Source organism: Flavobacterium sp., from assembly GCF_027533505.1.
GTDB lineage: Bacteria > Bacteroidota > Bacteroidia > Flavobacteriales > Flavobacteriaceae > Flavobacterium.
In genome coordinates, this window is sequence record NZ_JAPZUB010000062.1 from 1 (window position 1) to 19,430 (window position 19,430).

A 19,430-nucleotide genomic window follows, 5' to 3' on the forward strand; every position below is an offset into this window, starting at 1 on the left:
TATGCGCTAAAATCAATCATAAATGAAAGTCAAAGTCCGCTAAAGAAAACCGTGTTGTTAATAGCTACATCATTCTCCGCATGGTATGAATTTAAAAACATAATAAATTTACCGTATATTAATTAGACCATAGCCTTTAAATTTAATAACGGGAACCAATGAAGAGTTAATCACAGGGGTTCAAGTGAGCGAAAAAACAATATTTAAATCATATTCTAGTGGTCAAAACAGCATTAATTTTTCATATGAATTATCGTTAGGAGCACATTATAAAACGAAATGGGCTCTTTTTGACATAGCTTTCTTTATAAATAATTCAATAGCCCCTGACTATGTTACGGGTGAATATGAAATATTCAATCTTGAAAACAGTCCCGACACGGCGGGCAAATTCATTATTCGTAATAACTTTTATGGAATTAGCCTCAATGTCAGTCCCGAAAAAGGTTGGTTGCGGTAAGCTTGTTGCAAATCACGATAGCCCACAACACAAACTCCCCTAACTTTACCCCCACTACGAAAAGCCTCCTGACTTTGCGCCCCCCTCTCCCCGCTCCCGCGCGAATCCCTTCGCGTGGTTTAAAAATCAACATACACAAAACCGGCGCGCCCAATTATTAACCCCGCTCCCGCGCTCCCGAAACTTCGGGACTTTCGCGTGGCAACAATTACTTTACTACTGTAACAATACTTTAAATCACCACCCGCTACGACGAAATTCAAGTAAGAATACTTTTACCTTTAATATCGATGGAGCCTAGTGGCTCCATTTTTTTGCTATATAATTAAATTTCAAGTCCTTGCAAAATCCTGTATTTCCTAGAAAATAGGAAAAATACCGAAAAAGTTTAGGGAAAATACTTTGCAAAACAGGTAAAAACCCTTGGGACAGGTAGCGAAGTATTTTTTATTTTAGGAAGGATAAGTAGGATTTTGAAGTACTTAGCAATACGTTGTGAGATATATTAACCCAAAATCGTCATAAAATGATTAATTTAAAACCAACGGAAAGATGAAAAAAAAATTAAAACAAATTACAAAGACACTACTCTTATGTCTAATTGTCTTTTTTACAAGCTGTAATAAAGACGAACTTTATGAAGCCGACAATCTGTCAAAAACGAAGGCAACTTCACGCTATGTTACATTTAATGAACTCAAAAAGAACCAAAAAGCATTTGGTGAGTTTCAAGAAGTTGAAAATAGAATTAGCTTGGCAAAAACTTCAAACCAAGCTGGTTTAAGTTCAAGACTTGTTTATCTAAGTCAATATAATTTTTCAATTGACACTGATAAAATACTTTTGGTAGAAAAAGGAGATTACAAATCTTATACCTTTCCTGTTTACAGAGATGAAGAAACTGAAAAAACTGAAAACCTTGTTATTACTGAAAAAAACAATGAAGTGAATGCATATTTATCGAAATATACATTAACAGAAATTGACAAGCAGAAAATTGAAAACAAGGAATATGTAGATTTGATTAACAAAACAGAAGTAACAAAATTACAAAATCAAACTCAAGGAGAAACCTGCTACGAATTAGTAAGCATACCTGTTGAATTGAATTCGCAAGGACAAGTAACTGTCTCTATGGTTTTTGCAATTGAAGTTGACTGTCCTGATGGCGGTGGTTCATCTGGTGGTGGTGGAGGAAGTTCAGGCGGTGGCGGTGGTTCTAGTGGAGGAGGTTCTAGTGGTGGCGGAAGTGGCTCTGGTGGCGGTTGGTCTGGCGGTGGCGGTTGGACTGGTGGAGGCGGTTGGACTGGTGGAGGTAGCGGCTCTGGAGGCGGTTGGTCTGGAGGCGGTGGAGGCGGTGGCTATACTGGTGGTGGCTCTACTGGCGGTGGTTCAACAGGTGGAGGTAGTGGCTCAGGTGGTCCAAATCCTGGAAATTATCAAGACCCAAGTTTAACTGACTGGGATGGTAATTCTATTGTGACTTATCCAGTAATTGATGACAATAAACACAAAAAAGCACTTAATAAATTAACAACCAACAATAGTGATGGCTCAGAAACAGTCATAAAACAAAAAATTGATGACTTAAAATCTCGTTTGGCTACAGATTATAAAGAAGATGGCGCACATTTTATTAAAAACGGAAGTAGTTATGACATTAGATTACCTATTTGGAGAGGAGATAATCAGGTTGCTTATTCAAATGGAGACCAAATTGCTCCTAATACTAAAGTTGTAATTCATATGCATCAAAATCAAGCTCAAGTTACACAAGGAGTAAATCCTCAAACAGGATTACCGAATGTTGTGACTAAAGATTTAGTCCCAATATGGTCTGATGGAGATATAGACAAAACTGCGGAACAATTTGGGGAACTTAACAATGATGAAGATTTTACCAGCATATTAGTAACACAAGAAGGAACTTTTGCTCTTCGTGTTGGAAATAGTAGTGATTTAAACGATACCAATTTAACTTTGGGAAATAACCCTGATGCTAAAAAGGATTTATCAAACCGATTTGAAAAAGAAGTTTTAACACCTTGTAATGGAGGCAGTAATAGTTGTTACGTACAAAACTTTATCATTTTTTTAAACACTTATACAATTAATGGGCATTCATTGGGGCTAATTTTGTATGAAGCTGTTTACGATAATCAAGGAAATATTATTAACTGGATAAGACGATAAATTATGAAAACAATAGTTAAATTATTAGTATTATTAGCAGTATCAATAGGATACGCACAGGACAACATTGTACCAATAGAAGAAACCCATTTACACGACCCATTTGAACAGCCAAAAGTATATTACAAAGATATAAATGGTGTTTTGGATAAATTTATAGGAACTTGGAGATGGCAAAATTCACCAACAAATCCAACTAAAGTTTTTGAAATAACTTTTTACAAAATTGAAAATAGAGACGGAGGTGGTTCAAGTTTTACAGATGAATTAAAAAGTTCCTTTATTTATTCAGTTAATGGAACTATTGTTTATGATACTTCAATTGATGGTATAGAAAGCTGGATATCTGGTTCTATATTAATTCCAAATAGTTCCTATACAACAAGTAGTGGTTTAATTATAAATCATACAAAAATGCAATTAGGCTATAGTGAACCTATAATAGACGGCAGACCATTGCGTAAAAACCCTGATGGTAAATTACATCTTGAATATCAAAACGTAAATGGAGTAGAAAGGTTGGTTTGGAATGTAGAATGTTTTCTTGACCAAAACGGGAATATTCCTTTCAGAATACCAATTACAATGACCTTAATAAAACAATAATAAAAATACATCTCACAACCGCAGTTTGTAGCAATAGCGGCTTTCGTGCATAACTGAAAGTCGCTTTTGTGCTTTTAATGGTTTATGTTTAACCAAAACTTTTTGCTTTTTAACCGCTACTGCAACAAGCTGCCTAACGTTATAGGCAACCCGCTCCCGCGCGAATCCTTTCGCGTAGCTTAAAAATCCCCCGCTCCCGCGCCCCCGCTCCCGCGCGAATCCTTTCCCCGCTCCCGCGCTCCCGAAGCTTCGGGACTTTCCCGTGGCTTAAAACACCGCTCCCGCGCGAATCCTTTCGCGTGGTTTTTTAATAACAATGAAAGTTTTTCTAATTTTGGTATAAATAAAAAGTTATGAGCCGAAATTATAAATTCCATAATTCTGAAGGATTGTATTTTGTTAGTTTTGCAGTTGTGGGTTGGTTAGACCTGCCTGCCGGCAGGCAGGTGTTTTTACTAGAAATGAGTATAAAGATTTAGTCTTAGAAAGTTTAGAATATTGCCAAAAAAACAAAGGCATGGAAATTCATGCATGGTGTATTATGACTAATCATATTCATTTAATTTTTAGAAGTATTGATAATCAAAAACCTGAATTACTATTAGGAGATTTTAAAAGATTTACAAGCCGAAGTATTATCAAAGCCATTCAAGAAAATCATAGAGAAAGCAGAAAAGAATTCTTATTAGACTATTTTAAAAAAGAAGCTCAAAAAAGTTCAAATACTTCAAACTATCAATTTTGGCGACATGATAATAAACCAATTGAATTGTGGAGTAATGATGTCATTCAGCAAAAAATAGATTACATTTATAACAATCCAGTAGATGAAGGAATTGTATTTAGAGCTGAAGATTACAAGTATAGTAGTGCTTCAGATTATTCTGGAGAAAAAGGCATGTTAGATGGAGTTTGTGTTTTTCAGTATTTTAAATTGTAAAACCACGCGAAAGGATTCGCGCGGCTTAAAAATCAATAAACCCCCGCTCCCCCGCTCCCGAAGCTTCGGGACTTTCGCTTGGCTTAAAAATCAACAAACACAAAACCGGCGCGCCCAATTATTAAACCTTATTCAATAGATTTAAAAGTGACAGTAAAATATTTAAAAAGTTATTACTTTATCTATACACGCGAAGGGATTCGCGCTTGATCGGGGGCAGATCGCTGACATCGCAACAGTCGCGAAGCAATGTAACGTTACCAACAATTAAAACAATACAAAATGGAAAATAATAGTAGTATAAAAAAAGAAGTAATCCTTATTCTTGTTGGAGCAATAATTTCAGCCCTAACTGCTTTTATTACATCCTCAATCAGTGAAAGTAGGCAAGACAAAAAAGAAAACACACAAAAACGATTAGAGTTCAATGATCAAATTTCTAAAGACCTTGGCAAAAGACTTTATTTTACATTTCAACTTTATAAGTTAAAAAGAGATAAAAAGCCAGATTCAATAGCATTAAATGAGTACAGAAAGTCTCGAGAAGAATGGAATATTAAAATTTATTCATATCAATCTTTACTTAAACATTATTATTCTAATGAAGTTAAAGAAGAATTTATGAATACCATTTATGAGCCTTTAGTGAAGCTTGGTCAAAAAGCTGAATATTCGACTTATGATAAAAATTTTCATAATCAATGGACCGAACTACAAAAAGAGAATATTGAATTCGTTACAAAGATTTATAATTTGACGGAAAATTAAGTATTGTAGCGGTATTGCACCGCTAACCCCCGCTCCCGCGCTCCCGAAGCTTCGGGACTTTCGCTTGGCTTACCCCCCCCTGTGAAAAGTCTCCTGACTTTGCGCCCCCCACTCCCGCCACTTCACCCTTGCGCGTGATTCAAAAAATAATCCTGAGCAGATCCTTTCACATTCGCTTTAACAATAATGAGCTGCACCGAGGAATTCAATAGGAAGACAATAAAAATGAAAGGTGTACAACCAAAAAAATTTGGATGATAATAAAAAAGGTGTGTATATTTGCAGCAACAGTACACACCACGCTACCCATAAGAACAGCGTCCCAGGGTGTGTCTTTTGTTTTTTAGAGCTAACTTCACACCCCAAAACAAGTACAAGTGCTTCCTTTGGGTTTTCTATTTTTGGGTATGTTTGATAAAAATGCTACTTCAATTTCACAACAAATTGAAATTTTAAAAAATAGAGGTTTGACATTTAAAGATGAAGCATTTGCTGCACATCAGTTGGCCAATATTAGCTATTATCGATTAGGGGAATATTGGTATGTAATGCAAGATGATAAAGTAAATCACACCTTTAAACCACACAGTAAGTTTGAAGAGGTAATGGCTTTATATAATTTTGATAGAGAACTACGCTTTTTACTTTTTGATGTAATAGAGCGTATTGAAATTAGTTTGAGAACCAAGTTGATTTATCATCTTTCACACGAGTTTAATCCTTGGTGGTTTCAAAATTTTGAATTGTTTGACGATAGCAAAGCATTGGTAAAAACCTTAGCAAGTTTAGAAGAAGAACTAGAAAGAACAAAGGAAACTACAATTAAAAATCATAATAAGAAGCATAAAGACGATAAGCGTTTTCCTCCATCATGGAAATCATTAGAACAAACTAGTTTTGGATCGCTTTCTAAACTATATGGAAATTTAAAAAATACTATAAAGTCAAAAGATACGATAGCCCAAGAATTTGGAGCCGTTAATCATACCTATTTGCCAAGTTGGTTGCAATCGATTACACAGATCCGTAACTATTGTGCTCATCACTCTAGATTATGGAATAAAAACTTACCATCCACAATAAAATTACTATCGAAACCACCTTTCAAGTGGATAACAGATGTGCCTAATCAAAATGATTTTCAATATTTGTATATTCATTTGTGCATAATGAAGTATCTATTGAATACTATAGAACCAGAAAATCAATTTACAGCGCGATTAAAGCTATTATTTGATAAATACCCAAATGTTGACCCAAAAGCTTTGGGAATGAAACCAAAATGGGAAGAGGAAGAACTGTGGAAGTAAATTATTAAAGAAACTATATTTTTACCCACGATCGCGGATTTTACTTCGTCAGTTCGGCTAAAGCCTCAGATGCAATCCGTGATCCCGCCCCCCCCCCCGCCACTTCATCCTTTCACGTGATTCAAAAAATAACCCCACAAAAAAAACCGACGTCCATCGGTTTTTTTTATGCCTTTTTGAGGAGGGATTCGAGGTAGTGAATTTTGGCTTGCAGCAATTCGATTTCGTGGGTTTTGAGGTGGAGGGTGTCGCGGAGGGCTTTTTCTTTGGCGGTTTCGTATGGGAGGTTGAGTTGCTCGCCCAGCGCCATTAAAAAGTTAAATTTCAAAATGCGGCTCAAGCGCCACAGGATGGCGACTTGTATCGAATGTTGCCGAAAGTAACGGCTAATGGTCGTTTGGTTGACCTGTAAAGCCCGTTGGATGAAGGCCTTTTTGATGCCCAGGGTCTTTACGTGCTGGTTTAAGAGTTGCCCCATGTGTGGGAGATCGTCGTCTTGGGGGGTCTGGTATTTTTTGATTGATTTTGGCATAGAAGCTGGATTTTACATAAACATTCAATTCGGGGTGCAAGGAAAGGAACGCCCTTACTATCATTTACTACGCATCATGCGTAGTGTGGGTACGCTTTATGCGTAGTGTGCCTACGCATGATGTGTAGTGTGACTACGCTTTTTGAGTAGTATGACTACGCGTTTTGCGTAGTGTGACTACACGTTTTGTGCAGTAGTACTACGCATGATGTGTAGTGTGACTACGCTTTTTGCGTAGTAATAGTACGCATTTTGAGTAGTGTCACTACGCATCATGCGTACTATTGAGTGCCTAGGCGGCGTTTTTAGCTGGCGCTGCCGCTGCCCGAACCTGCATTGTTGGCGGTAAACCGTTCTTTTAACTGCGCATAGATGCTGTCGGCACCGGGCACAGCGGCTTCGGCGGCCGACCCAAACAAGCGGTACAACGCCAAGGCCGAAGTATAGGCTTCACTTCCGGCGAGGAGCTGGGTGTCTTCGAGTTTTTCGAGCGTTTGTTTGGTTAACAGAATCAATTCATCCAACTGATGAAAAAGGGTGAGATCGCTCTGCATGTTGGCGACCGAAACATACGAGGGAATCAAACTGGCGTTGTTGAGCCCTGCGTTGATAGCATCTTCCGTAAATACCTTGTTGTTGACATTAATGGAAGGTAATGAACTGCGCTCTTCCGGGGTAAGCCCTGTTAAAAAAGGAAGATTGGTGTTGATGGCTTGTAATGCGGCTTTGACAGCATTAACTTGTTCTGAGGTGGCAGTCACATTCATACGATTGAAATTTAAATTAGGCATAAATAATAAGGTTTATAAATTCATTTTGAAATTACACAAAACCGCCTAAAACCGCCAAACCCATGTGCTAAAATAGTTCTACTTTTTTTAAAAATAGACACATGATGTATAGCGTTTTGTGCAAAATCTGTTACCCTTGAAAAATTGAGTTCAGAAAAATATTACAGGAAATAACTTGAAACCCTGAAAGCCTTGAAAAATAGACTATACACTTCATTTTATATAAAATTTTAATACCATGTACTCGCAAAAAACAAGGATGTAAACTTTAAAGACGAAAACCAATATATCCTCAATTAGCTTGATTGATTGCGGATTTTTTGGTAGGTTTGGTAAATCTATAAAATCCGTATTCCATGTTAATCGAACCACGCAAAGCCCTTAATAAAGCCTTTTTAAAAATCAAACCGAATCGTTTTGGTATTGAATTGTTTAAAAAAAATCTTATCATTTTACTTGATAAAATTAACACCATAGAAAATCGACCTAAAGACGAGTCAGAGGAACATTTAAAAAATGATTTACGTGATTTTTTAAGAGATACGTATTACAAGGAAACTAATGCCATCAACACAAAAGATAAAAATGACTTGGTTATCCATCATGGGTTGAGTACAAATACCGATGTAAGTGTAATTATTGAAGCTAAAAGACCTTCAAACAAGAGGGAAATGTTTTCAGCAGAAAACCAAAATTGTAAGGCTTTACAAGAATTAGTTCTTTACTTTTTAAGAGAACGTATTTCTCAGAATAATTTAAAAATTACCAATCTAATCATTTCTAATGTTACTAATTGGTACATTTTTGACGGCCAATTATTTGACAAACTCTTTGCTCAAAATAAAAAACTAGTAGCGCAATTTAAAGATTTTGAAGAAGGCAAACTCTCTGTTACCAATACGGAACATTTTTATAAAAAAATTGCGGAGCCCTATATTGATTCTATATTGGACAAATTAGAATACACCTATTTTGATTTAGCGACCTACGACAAAATTTTACGCAACAACGATACAGTAGATGATTCCAAATTAATTGTACTCTATAAATTACTTTCACCAGAGCACTTATTGAAATTATCGTTTGCAAACGATAGTAATACACTCGATAAAAATTTTTATAATGAACTCCTTCACCTCATCGGATTAACTGAAACCAAAGAAGGCAGCAAGAAATTGATTCAACGCCCAAAAGTGGGTCAACGGCATGATGGCTCCTTGTTGGAAAATGTAATCAACCAACTGGATAGTTTGGATAAACTATCGCGATTACCTAATGTAAAACAATATGGAGACACCCACGAAGAACGCCTTTTTACAGTAGGATTAGAATTGTGTATTACTTGGGTGAATCGTATTTTGTTCCTTAAATTACTCGAAGCCCAACTCATTAGCTACCACAAAGGGGACAAAAGTTATGCGTTCTTACATAGCGGATTACTTCACGATTACGACAATTTGAACTCACTGTTCTTTATGGTTTTGGCAAAGAAACCCGATGAGAGAAACGATCGTGTTAAAACTTTGTTTGCTAAAGTACCTTACTTAAATAGTTCCTTATTTGAACCTACTGAATTAGAACATCAAACCTTATTTATATCGGGATTAGAAGACGATATACAATTGCCTATTATCAGTGGTACTGTATTGAAAGATGCTAATGGCAAAAAACTTACCGGTACACACAAAGCTATTGATTACTTTTTTGATTTTTTGGAAGCGTATGACTTTGCTAGTGAAGGCAGTGAGGAAATCCAAGAAGACAACAAAACCTTAATCAATGCCTCGGTATTGGGATTGATTTTTGAAAAAATAAATGGCTATAAAGACGGTTCATTTTATACGCCAAGTTTCATTACCATGTATATGTGTAAAGAAACCATTCGCCGTGCGGTGGTGCAAAAGTTTAATGAAACCAAAGGTTGGAATTGCGAAGACTTTGAGGGCTTGTACAATAAAATTGAAGATACCAAAGAAGCTAACGCCATTATTAACAGCGTTAAAATATGCGATCCCGCAGTAGGCTCGGGACACTTTTTGGTTTCGGCATTGAATGAAATGATTGCGATTAAGCACGATTTAAAAGTGTTAACTGACCGCGATGGGAAACGATTAAAAGAATACCAAGTCGATATTGTCAATGATGAACTGATTGTAACCGACGAAGATGGTGTACCGTTTACTTATAACCCTAAGAACAAAGAAAGTCAGCGTTTGCAAGAAACCCTATTTCACGAAAAACAGACGATTATTGAAAATTGTTTGTTTGGCGTAGATATTAACCCGAACTCGGTTAAAATATGCCGTTTGCGTTTGTGGATTGAGTTGTTGAAAAATGCCTACTATCGCAATGAATCCGAACTCGAAACCTTACCCAATATTGACATTAATATCAAGTGCGGGAATTCCTTGATTTCACGCTTTGCCTTGGATGCCGATTTGAAAAAAGCACTCAAACAAAGTAAGTGGAATATCGAAAGCTATAAGTTGGCTGTGGCAACCTACAGGAATGCTGAGAGTAAGGAGCAAAAGCGGGATATGGAAGTCTTAATTGCCGATATTAAAGGAAACTTTAGAAGTGAAATTGCTACGAACGACCCAAAGAAATTAAAACTCGAAAAACTAAAAGGCCAACTTTTTAACCAAACCCAACAGGTAGGTTTATTTGAATTGAGCAAAAAGGAACAAACCGAGTGGAACAAACGTACCAATACCTTAGCCACCGAAGTGAAAATACTAGAAACCGAAATCGAAGAAATTAAAAGCAATAAGATTTATGAAAATGCTTTTGAATGGCGTTTTGAATTTCCAGAAGTTTTAAACGATGACGGTGATTTTGTGGGCTTTGATGTGGTGATTGGGAATCCGCCTTATATGCGAATTCAGGAAATTCAAGCATCACAGCCATTGCAAAAATTGTTTTATGAAAGTCAATACCAAAATGCTAAATATGCTTATGATTTAGCAAATATTTTCTTTGAATTATCAGTTAACATTTCTAGTAACCAAAGTAATAACGCTTATATATTTCCACATAAATTTTTCAATTCTGCATCCTCCGAAGTTTTCCGAAATTATCTTAAACAAGGTCAATTTATTGATGAAATTGCTCATTTTGGAGCAAACATGATTTTTGAAGATGCAGATACTTATACTTGTGTTGCACAATTCAGTAAGAGAGCAAGTAATGGTTTCTATTTCCAACGTTTCCCATTTAAATCAGATTTTAAAGCATTAATGCTGAATAAAAGTGACTATACATTTATCACTTATGAGATGATAGATAAAGCTTCGCAATTATATGGAAATAACCAATGGGTATTATTTGATGACAAACTTGGATTTAATGTATTTGAAAAAATTTATACAGATGCTAAACTCTTTTCAGATTCCTTTGAAGGGATTTTTCAAGGAATTGCTACAAGTAAAGATGATTTGTATATAGTTGAATGTTTTGAAGAAAAGAATTTCCAAATTAGAGTACCAATAAGTGGAAAAGAGTACCAACTTGAAAGAGATTTATTTAAACCATTTTTGATGGGCAAGGATGTACAAAGGTTTAGTCATCTATCAACTAATAAATATGTATTCTTTCCATATGAAATAAAAATTGGAAACGCAGAAGTTGTACCGTTAGAGGATATAAAAATACGATTCCCAAAAACTTATGCTTACATAATTGAGCATGAAAAAATATTTAAAGCTCGTGAAAGTGGTAAAGCAGGTAAAATGCAACATTGGCATGCATACATTTATCCAAAGAACTTGAGCAAGTTTGAACAGCCAAAACTTTCTTCAATGGAAATTTGTGCAAATCATCCAAATGTAACTTTAAACCACGATAAACTTTATCACACAACGAAGGCATACAGTTGGGTAAAAAAACAAGAAACAAAAGAGAGTTATGAATATCTTTTGGCAATTGCAAATTCAAAACTATTATGGTGGTTTTTGAAAATTACAGGTGATACTCTACAAGGTGATGCAAGAACATTTAAAACTAATTATTTGAACCCTTACCCATTACCCAAAAAGCTAACAGATGAATTCGATGCAGAAATTTCAAAAAAAGTCATTGAAGTTTTATCACTTAAAAAAGATAATCCAAAAGCAGATACGACAGCTTTAGAGCGAGAGATAGATTTAATGGTTTATGAGTTGTATGGGTTGACGCAAGAGGAAATAGAGATTGTAGAAAATTGTTAACCTTAATTAAAAAAATATGGAAAAAGTAAATAAGAATTTATTATGGTGTTGTAAAGTTTATTAAAGAGAAGTTTAAGGTTGTGGAGAAAAGTTAAAAGATAAAAAATGTATAGTAGATTTAAAATTAATAAAAGTGTTTTTGATAATTTCACTTTTTCACCATTTGACAAAACTAAGGGAGAACAATTGAAAAGATCATACATTGAAAATATAAAATATGATCTAAAAATTAAATTGATTGGTGAAAATATTATTGATGGTACAGAAACTCAAAAAGAGTGGTTTCCAAATATAAATGCTGATATATTCCTTTCACACTCTCACAAAGACCTTGAAAAAGCGAACAAATTCGCAGGCTGGATCAAAAACAATTTCAATTTGGATGTATTTATAGATTCAAATCTTTGGGGTGACTCAAATAAATTACTTAAAGAAATTGATAATGAAATTTGTTATCAAAAAAAATCCAATACATATGATTATGAAAAAAGAAATTTTACGACCAGTCATGTTCATATGATGTTATCAAATTCTTTAGCTGAAATGATTGATAAAACAGAATGTATAATGTTTTTAGAAACACCAAACTCCGTTTCTGTACATAATACTATAAAACACACTGAATCACCATGGATTTATAATGAATTATTTTTATCGAGTATTATAAGAATTGATGAAAAATTAATCCGAAGAAAAACAAAAACCTTTTCTACAACCTTAAGGAAAGCAATGAATTTAGATGAAGATGCAAGATTTAAATATAAACTTGACTTAAGTCATTTAATAGATTTAGAGGATAGAGATTTAATAGATTGGAAAAATAATTACGATACAGTTAAAACAAATGAAAATATACATCCACTTGACCTTTTATACAATAAAAAAATATATTTATGAGCAAACTTGAAAAAAAAATGCAACATAGAGAATTTGTTCAAAATGCGATAACCAGAATGAATACAAATTCTTTTCAAATAAAAGGGTTAGCAATAACGATAGTATCCGCATTCCTTGCCATTTATGCAGCTGAACAAAAGCCATTATTTATTATAATACCAGTTCCATTTATTATCGTTTTTTGGTTTTTAGATACTTACTATTTACAACTGGAGAGAAAATTTAGAGGTATATATAATGACATTTGCGGGCTAAACCAAAACCCAATCACAACAAAAATTTATGAAATTAATCCTAGCCTATATTGTGGAGTTAAATATAATTTTTTGAATGTTATGTTTTCTATAACTATTTGGCCTTTGTATCTCATTACATCAATAGGATTAACTTTTATTTATTTTTCATTGAAATAATTAAAGAATGGAAAAATTTTTATCAAAGAGTTTACTTAATAAGAAAAATGTAGATAGTACTGAAAAAATGATTATAAATTTAAATAGAATTGTTAAAGATTTTTCTTTAAATTTTGATAAACAAAAGTTTGATATATTTTTATCTCATAAGCACTCTGATAAGGAATTAGTTTATAAATTCATTAAATTCTTAGAATCTTTAAATTTGAAAATTTACATAGATTGGTTGGATGATGAAATGCCACTAATTACAGATCATGTTACTGCATTAAAGCTTAAGGACAAGATTAAAAATTCAAAAAAGTTTGTTTTACTAGCTACTGATGAAGCAATAAATTCTAAATGGTGTAACTGGGAATTAGGTTTTGGTGATGCTCATAAATATTTTGAAAGCATAGCAATTCTTCCAGTGACTGATTCAGATGACGGAAAATGGACTGGTAATGAGTATTTAAAAATCTACCCTGCGATAACAATAAGTGAAAGGTCAAATGAACAATCAGAACTTTTTGTTGAATTTATGGGTAAAAAAGTCAAATTCACTGATTGGTTGAAAAATTAAAAAAAACTAACCCCCGCGCTGCGAAGTCTCCTGACTTCGTAGTCCTTTTTCTTGACCTCAAGCTCCCTGTAGTACCCCAAAATGACTATCGTGCAGTGACCCGCCCCAGCGATTGCAGCGACATCCTTTGCTGGAGCGTTAGCGGAAGCAAAGATATAGCGGAAAGCGCGGCGGCTTGCCGGGGGCCAAAAAGAATTATGAATTATGAATTATGAGTTATGAATTATGAATTATGAATTATGCGTGAGCAAAAAATAGGGAACCCATTCTGCGAAGTCTCTTGACTGTATAGCCCTCGCAATGCAATGCAATGAAGTCAATCCCTTTGCGGGTTCGTTCGTCCTACTCCAACCCCAAACCCACAAAAAAACCAATGAATCCCCGATTTCTGCCCGAAAGTTCATAGCTTAGCGGTTCTGGTAAGCGTACCCATTCCTTAAAAACAAAGCCTATGCACACTCATTTTTTTAAATCGTTAACCCTCGTTTTGCTTTTCCCTCTCCTGCTTTTTGCGCAAGAGGCAGAACTCATTCAATACAAAAGTGATATGATGGCCTATATGGCTTTGGACCAAAAATACCCCACCCCCACTGCCGTCCAAAAAAAGCAAAAAGACTCCCTAATGCACCGCATGGAGCAATCCTTTCTCGCTTTTGTACGCCACAAAGACAGTCATCAAAAAGCCAAATTAAAAGGCAATTTGGCACTGCAAAACCGCGGCATCACCTACATCGAACAAGGGCGGTACTTTTATGATGACCCCATTGAACGGCAGCAACAAGACATCCACTTGATGTTTTATGGCGTGTACGACTATAAACGCCCGGACTTCGTCTCGATGTACATTCAACTGTTTCCCCTCGAAAAGGAAACCTATGCCATCTATTACCGCAAATTGAACGGAAAGGGAACCTATTACCTAAAAGCAATAACGTCGAATACAATCCTCTTCAGTAGTGAAGCCTTTACCCCAGAACGCCCAATTCTAGCCTTACACCCTTTAGATGCTCAACACCTACTGCTCATCGAAAGCATGCACCGCCAAGGCCATCGCGCCTTAGTCCTTAAAAAAGGCAAAGCGAAGTGGCAATCTCTTAGCGCTTTTGTGGGAAAAACATGGACCAATCCTACCGAACCCATCACCAAAACATCCCCCATGACCTTTCAATCCCAACGCCAATACCTTTACATCGCCGGTAACGAAAACCTTATCAACAGCTACGAATTTCGCCCGCTCCTCTTTTTTGACCCCAAAACCAAAACCCTCTCCTACTCCCTCAATGCAGCTGGAAAAAAAGCCACCGCCTCTTGGAAGAACCAACGGTTTACCCTAGACGACTTTTACCTCGGGCACTACAAAGACGACAAACCCATGCCGCGTTTGTAATTCACAGTCAAAAAATGAATCCAAAAAACTAATTTTGTAAGCACAAGAGAATAAATTTCAAACATAGGAGATGTATATTTTTTAAATTTAACGACTTAGCTATGGGACCTTTTCGTTTTTCCTTGATTATGCTGGTATTCGTCCTTTTCAATACCCAAGCACAACAAACCGCCGAAGTTCAACTCCATTCGTTCCCCTCCAAAATACTTCAACAAACGCGACCCATATACATTTATACCCCATGGGAATACCGCGAGCGGAACTTGGTTTCGTTTGATGTCGTGTATGTTTTTGATGCGCAAAACCGCGAATTCTTTGATGTGGTGCAAGCTTCCTTAAATTATGCATTCCCTAAAAAGAATTTTATTGTTGTAGGCATTGCTTCGCCAGCCTATGATGAATTAGATTATTATCGCAATAATGACTTTTTTCCAAAACCGATAAACGTGCCCCTTGAACAGTACCAAGTAACGAAACCCAATGCTGAGAATTTTTGGAAATACGTCACCCAAGAAGTGATGCCCTGGGTAGAACAACACTACCGTACAACCCCCGACCGCTACCTCGTTGGACATTCGTTAAGTGCATCGTTTGTATTGGACAAAGCCGTTCATCATTCGGAAAACTTTAAGGGTTTCATCGGACTCTCACCCAACCTAGCCTACGACAATCAGCGCTTGGCCAATGATCTTCTTCTGTTATCGCAACAAAAACCGACAATGCCGAAGTTTATTTATCTCAGTCAAGCCGACGAACCCGATACTTGGGCCAAAGCTTGGGGTGAAGCTTATCGAAAAGTAAAAGAATACTTCAGCACCAATCCATTAACCGCAAACTACACCTTCTTCATCCAAGACTTTCCACAGTACACGCACCAATCAACGGTACCTCCAGCCGTTTGGGATAGTCTTCAAAAGTTGAGCCTTTTTATCAACAAGAATCCCTATACATTACTAACAAAACCAGAACAGCTCACCTTTCGAGTGACGGTACCTCATCCCGATGACGAAGTGTACATCACGGGGAATCAAGAAAGCTTGGGCCTATGGAACCCGGGGCGCGTAAAATTTAAAAAAGTAAATGCGCTGGAACGCGAACTCACGGTGCAGATTCAATATCCGATCGAATTTAAACTGACACGCGGGAGTTGGACAACTGAAGGCTTTACCAACCAAACTACGAGTCAAGGAGAAAATATTATCATGCACCGTCCTGGCACCCCCGTTATTCCATTAAAAGTCTTGGCATGGGCTGACCAATAAAGCGTTAGTTTGGAATATGACTAGGGCATTGCTAAAGCGATATATGGCAATATAAACCGATACTAACCCCAGAAATGGATGAGTTGTCACCCAAAAAACATTACTTTTGCACAAAGTATCCGCTATGAAAAGCTGCATCAGGCTGTTGGGCCTCCTTGTATTGATTGTGGGATTTGGCTGCCAGTCCGACCGGTCCCGTTCTGAGCGTCCACAAGGGCAAAATACGGTGCGGTATGCTACTGGTTTTACGCTTCAAAACTACCAAGACGTTACCGTGATAACCGTCAAAAATCCTTGGCCCGAAGCCCGACAAACCTACCGTTATGTGTTGTATAAAAAGGGAGCTCGTATTCCCGATTCGCTGCAGCAACTTCCCGCTATTCGTATCCCAATTCAAAAAATTGTCGTCACCTCTACCACGCATATTCCTTCGTTGGAGATGCTAAAAAAGGTCCCCTCGCTAGTTGGATTTCCTCAACTGCACTACATTTCCTCTACCCAAGTACAAGCGCGCATTGCAAAAGGAAAAATTGCCGAATTGGGAAAAAACCAAACCCTGAATATCGAGCGCCTGATTACCCTACAACCCGATGTGGTCATTGGGTATGGCATCGACAATCACAATCCCACCCTCGACAACCTCCAAAGCAGTGGTATAAAAGTGCTGCTCAATGGCGATTGGAACGAACAAAATCCGCTAGGGCGTGCCGAATGGATTAAGTTTTTTGGTGCCTTATACGACGAACAAGCCAAGGCAGCGCAGGTGTTTACAAAAATTGAAAAGGACTACCTCAACACCAAACGCATAGCCACACGCGCCCGTTACAAACCTACCGTTATGGCAGGCGATGTATTTGAAGGGCAATGGTACCTCCCCAAAGGCGACAGTTGGGGCAGTTTGCTCCTCAAAGAAGCCCAAGGCCAATACCTATGGGGCGCCACAAAAGGCACAGGGAGTCTCGCATTATCATTTGAAACCGTGTTTGAAAAAGCACAGAATGCCGACCTGTGGATCACCTCGGGTCAGTTTCAAACCCTGAGAGATATGGCGGCCCAGAATCCGCATTACCGTCAATTCAAAGCGTTTCAAAACCAAAAAGTATATTCGTTTCACCGAAAAAAAGGAAAAAACAGCGGTAGTTTGTATTACGAATTGGCGCCCAACCGCCCCGATTTGGTGCTGAAAGATTTGGTGAAAATACTCCACCCAGAATTGCTACCTTCGTATCAACCCTATTTTTTTATGCCGTTACAACCGTGACCCTAACCCCTCGTCATCGTGGGCTTTTTGCCCTGCTAAGTGGACTCCTCCTGTTGGCCCTTTTAAGCAACATCGCTTGGGGGCAAGTGGCTATTCCCTTGGGGGATGTTTTGCAGACCCTTTTGGGGCAAACTCCGGTCAAATCAACTTGGTCTTACATTATCCTTGAATTTCGAATTCCCAAAGCACTTACGGCCATTTTGGTGGGTATGGGCTTATCGATCTGTGGATTATTGATGCAAACGCTTTTCCGCAATCCGTTAGCGGGACCCTATGTGCTCGGACTCAGTTCGGGGTCAAGTTTGGGCGTGGCGCTAGTGCTCATGGGCGCTGGAGTCTTGCCTTCTGGATTATACGCCTTGCTCACAGGCCCCTACGGATTGGTTACCGCTTCGTGCTTGGGAAGTTTGGGGGTTATGGCTTTAGTTTTGGTTTTGGCACGAAAACTCAGAGATAGTGCGGGGTTATTGATTGTGGGACTCATGTTTGGAAGTTTTACGGCAGCCGCGGTTTCAGTACTTACCTACTTCAGTTCGGCCGAACAATTGCAGCGGTTTACGTTTTGGAGTATGGGGAATTTAGGCAATATGACCTATGCTCAAATAGGGATTCTTACGGTTTGTTTTGCAGTCGGGCTGCTGCTCTCCATGCAGAGTATAAAAGCCTTGGACGGATTGTTGTTGGGCGAAAACTATGCGGCCAGTTTAGGCATCTCGTTATGGAAATCACGTTTGTATATCATTTGGGCCACCGCTTTACTTTGCGGCAGCATAACTGCGTTTGTGGGTCCGATTGCTTTTATTGGTTTGGCGGTGCCTCATTTGGCAAAACTCTTGTTTCAAACCAGCAAACACGGTATATTATTGGGGGCCACGTTACTCATTGGGGCGATCATCATGCTCGTTTGTGATACGGTGGCCCAAATGCCCGGTTTCGATTTTACGCTACCCATCAATGCCATTACCTCACTTGTGGGTGCGCCCGTTGTCATTGGATTAATCATTCGAAAAAAGGCCTTGTTATGAGTGTAAATGCCCTGCTTCACGTGCGCGATCTTACCATTGGGTATCGAAAAGGAAACCAAGAACTTCCCTTGGCTAGACCGTTGCACTTTGCGCTCAAGCCGGGACAGTTAATTAGTCTCATTGGCCCCAACGGAGTAGGAAAATCGACCTTATTGCGAACGCTTTGCGGGATTCAACCCCCGTTGTCGGGAGCGATTTTTTGGGAGGATAAACCCTTGGAGGAATGGACCGCTGAACAACGTGCCCGCAAATTGGCCTTGGTATTGACCGATAAAATTCCAAAAAGTAACCTAACCGTTTACGAATTGATTGCCCTCGGTCGCCATCCCTACACCAATTGGCTTGGGCAACTTGCCCCCGACGACATCCTGGCCATCGAAACCGCGATGCAACAAACCGACGTTAGCCTTTGGCGGGACCGAAAGCATTATGAACTAAGCGATGGACAGTTGCAACGCGTTTTGATTGCCCGCGCCTTGGCACAAGACACCCCCTGGATTGTATTGGATGAACCCACAACCCATTTGGATTTAGTGCACAAAGTAAGCGTGTTTCAATTGCTGCAACGGGTAGCCCATCAAACGGGAAAATGCATTCTCTTTTCTACCCATGATATTGACCTTGCCATTCAACTGTCGGACGAAATGTTGATCATGACGCCTGAAAAAATAGTCCTAGACCAACCGTGTAATCATATTGAATCGGGCATATTTAATACGCTTTTTACCGACGAACACATTCGCTTTGATGCTGAAAAAGGGCGTTTTGTTATTTCCTAACGGCATTTCTTTTTACGACATCAAGTCAATATTCTTTTT

General features: G+C 37.8%; 16 protein-coding genes. 14 read left to right on the plus strand and 2 right to left on the minus strand.

Annotation, left to right across the window (positions count from 1 at the left end; genetic code table 11):
- Nucleotides 1-1,012: 1,012 nt before the first annotated feature.
- The 5 genes from O9316_RS12070 to O9316_RS12090 all read left to right on the plus strand — a co-directional run bounded on the left by O9316_RS12070 (nt 1,013) and on the right by O9316_RS12090 (nt 6,277).
- Complete coding sequence (locus O9316_RS12070) at nt 1,013-2,653, plus strand: hypothetical protein (protein WP_298204819.1); 1,641 nt, start codon at nt 1,013-1,015, stop codon at nt 2,651-2,653.
- A gap of 3 nt (nt 2,654-2,656) precedes the next feature.
- Entirely contained in the window at nt 2,657-3,259 is a 603-nt protein-coding gene (locus O9316_RS12075) for a DUF6705 family protein (RefSeq protein ID WP_298204820.1), read from the plus strand.
- Nucleotides 3,260-3,677: 418 nt separating this feature from the next.
- Nucleotides 3,678-4,199, plus strand: coding sequence for a transposase (locus O9316_RS12080; RefSeq protein WP_366941544.1), 522 nt, complete (start codon nt 3,678-3,680; stop codon nt 4,197-4,199).
- Between the two features lie 282 nt (nt 4,200-4,481).
- Nucleotides 4,482-4,967 carry a hypothetical protein gene (locus O9316_RS12085; protein WP_298204821.1) on the plus strand — a complete coding sequence of 162 codons (486 nt, stop codon included), beginning with the start codon at nt 4,482-4,484 and terminating at the stop codon, nt 4,965-4,967.
- A 377-nt stretch (nt 4,968-5,344) separates the two neighbouring features.
- Nucleotides 5,345-6,277, plus strand: a complete 933-nt coding sequence (locus O9316_RS12090; RefSeq protein ID WP_298204822.1) for an Abi family protein — start codon at nt 5,345-5,347, stop codon at nt 6,275-6,277.
- Between the two features lie 166 nt (nt 6,278-6,443).
- Here the strand turns inward: O9316_RS12090 and O9316_RS12095 are convergent, their stop codons facing one another.
- The gene (locus O9316_RS12095; RefSeq protein WP_298204823.1) at nt 6,444-6,809 is read right to left on the minus strand and encodes a hypothetical protein; all 366 of its coding nucleotides are present in this window, start codon (nt 6,807-6,809) and stop codon (nt 6,444-6,446) included.
- A gap of 305 nt (nt 6,810-7,114) precedes the next feature.
- Nucleotides 7,115-7,600, minus strand: coding sequence for a hypothetical protein (locus O9316_RS12100; RefSeq protein ID WP_298204824.1), 486 nt, complete (start codon nt 7,598-7,600; stop codon nt 7,115-7,117).
- A gap of 356 nt (nt 7,601-7,956) precedes the next feature.
- On the opposite strand from O9316_RS12100, the gene O9316_RS12105 reads away from it, so the two are divergent.
- From O9316_RS12105 to O9316_RS12145, 9 genes are all read left to right on the plus strand, one after another.
- On the plus strand, nt 7,957-11,805 hold the full coding sequence (locus O9316_RS12105) for an Eco57I restriction-modification methylase domain-containing protein (RefSeq protein ID WP_298204825.1): 3,849 nt from the start codon (nt 7,957-7,959) through the stop codon (nt 11,803-11,805).
- A 105-nt stretch (nt 11,806-11,910) separates the two neighbouring features.
- Entirely contained in the window at nt 11,911-12,702 is a 792-nt protein-coding gene (locus tag O9316_RS12110; RefSeq protein WP_298204826.1) for a hypothetical protein, read from the plus strand.
- Nucleotides 12,699-13,115 (plus strand): hypothetical protein, encoded by a 417-nt coding sequence (locus O9316_RS12115; RefSeq protein WP_298204827.1) that lies wholly within the window; start codon nt 12,699-12,701, stop codon nt 13,113-13,115. The genes O9316_RS12110 and O9316_RS12115 overlap by 4 nt, the downstream gene beginning before the upstream one ends.
- A 7-nt stretch (nt 13,116-13,122) precedes the next feature.
- Nucleotides 13,123-13,677, plus strand: a complete 555-nt coding sequence (locus tag O9316_RS12120) for a toll/interleukin-1 receptor domain-containing protein (protein ID WP_298204828.1) — start codon at nt 13,123-13,125, stop codon at nt 13,675-13,677.
- A gap of 451 nt (nt 13,678-14,128) precedes the next feature.
- Entirely contained in the window at nt 14,129-15,064 is a 936-nt protein-coding gene (locus O9316_RS12125) for a hypothetical protein (protein ID WP_298347254.1), read from the plus strand.
- Nucleotides 15,065-15,165: 101 nt separating this feature from the next.
- On the plus strand, nt 15,166-16,326 hold the full coding sequence (locus O9316_RS12130; protein WP_298204830.1) for an alpha/beta hydrolase-fold protein: 1,161 nt from the start codon (nt 15,166-15,168) through the stop codon (nt 16,324-16,326).
- A 124-nt stretch (nt 16,327-16,450) separates the two neighbouring features.
- The gene (locus O9316_RS12135; protein ID WP_298204831.1) at nt 16,451-17,587 is read left to right on the plus strand and encodes an ABC transporter substrate-binding protein; all 1,137 of its coding nucleotides are present in this window, start codon (nt 16,451-16,453) and stop codon (nt 17,585-17,587) included.
- Nucleotides 17,584-18,612: an iron ABC transporter permease gene (locus O9316_RS12140; protein WP_298204832.1), complete on the plus strand. Its 1,029-nt coding sequence runs from the start codon at nt 17,584-17,586 to the stop codon at nt 18,610-18,612. Before O9316_RS12135 ends, O9316_RS12140 begins: the two co-directional genes overlap by 4 nt.
- Entirely contained in the window at nt 18,609-19,391 is a 783-nt protein-coding gene (locus O9316_RS12145; protein ID WP_298204833.1) for an ABC transporter ATP-binding protein, read from the plus strand. The genes O9316_RS12140 and O9316_RS12145 overlap by 4 nt, the downstream gene beginning before the upstream one ends.
- Nucleotides 19,392-19,430: the final 39 nt, after the last annotated feature.

Coding starts and splice junctions, on each gene's coding strand:
- O9316_RS12070 (WP_298204819.1), top strand. CDS start 1,013: ATGAAAAAAAAATTAAAACAAATTACAAAGACACTACTCTTATGTCTA.
- O9316_RS12075 (WP_298204820.1), top strand. CDS start 2,657: ATGAAAACAATAGTTAAATTATTAGTATTATTAGCAGTATCAATAGGA.
- O9316_RS12085 (WP_298204821.1), top strand. CDS start 4,482: ATGGAAAATAATAGTAGTATAAAAAAAGAAGTAATCCTTATTCTTGTT.
- O9316_RS12095 (WP_298204823.1), bottom strand. CDS start 6,809: ATGCCAAAATCAATCAAAAAATACCAGACCCCCCAAGACGACGATCTC.
- O9316_RS12100 (WP_298204824.1), bottom strand. CDS start 7,600: ATGCCTAATTTAAATTTCAATCGTATGAATGTGACTGCCACCTCAGAA.
- O9316_RS12105 (WP_298204825.1), top strand. CDS start 7,957: ATGTTAATCGAACCACGCAAAGCCCTTAATAAAGCCTTTTTAAAAATC.
- O9316_RS12110 (WP_298204826.1), top strand. CDS start 11,911: ATGTATAGTAGATTTAAAATTAATAAAAGTGTTTTTGATAATTTCACT.
- O9316_RS12115 (WP_298204827.1), top strand. CDS start 12,699: ATGAGCAAACTTGAAAAAAAAATGCAACATAGAGAATTTGTTCAAAAT.
- O9316_RS12120 (WP_298204828.1), top strand. CDS start 13,123: ATGGAAAAATTTTTATCAAAGAGTTTACTTAATAAGAAAAATGTAGAT.
- O9316_RS12125 (WP_298347254.1), top strand. CDS start 14,129: ATGCACACTCATTTTTTTAAATCGTTAACCCTCGTTTTGCTTTTCCCT.
- O9316_RS12130 (WP_298204830.1), top strand. CDS start 15,166: ATGGGACCTTTTCGTTTTTCCTTGATTATGCTGGTATTCGTCCTTTTC.
- O9316_RS12135 (WP_298204831.1), top strand. CDS start 16,451: ATGAAAAGCTGCATCAGGCTGTTGGGCCTCCTTGTATTGATTGTGGGA.
- O9316_RS12145 (WP_298204833.1), top strand. CDS start 18,609: ATGAGTGTAAATGCCCTGCTTCACGTGCGCGATCTTACCATTGGGTAT.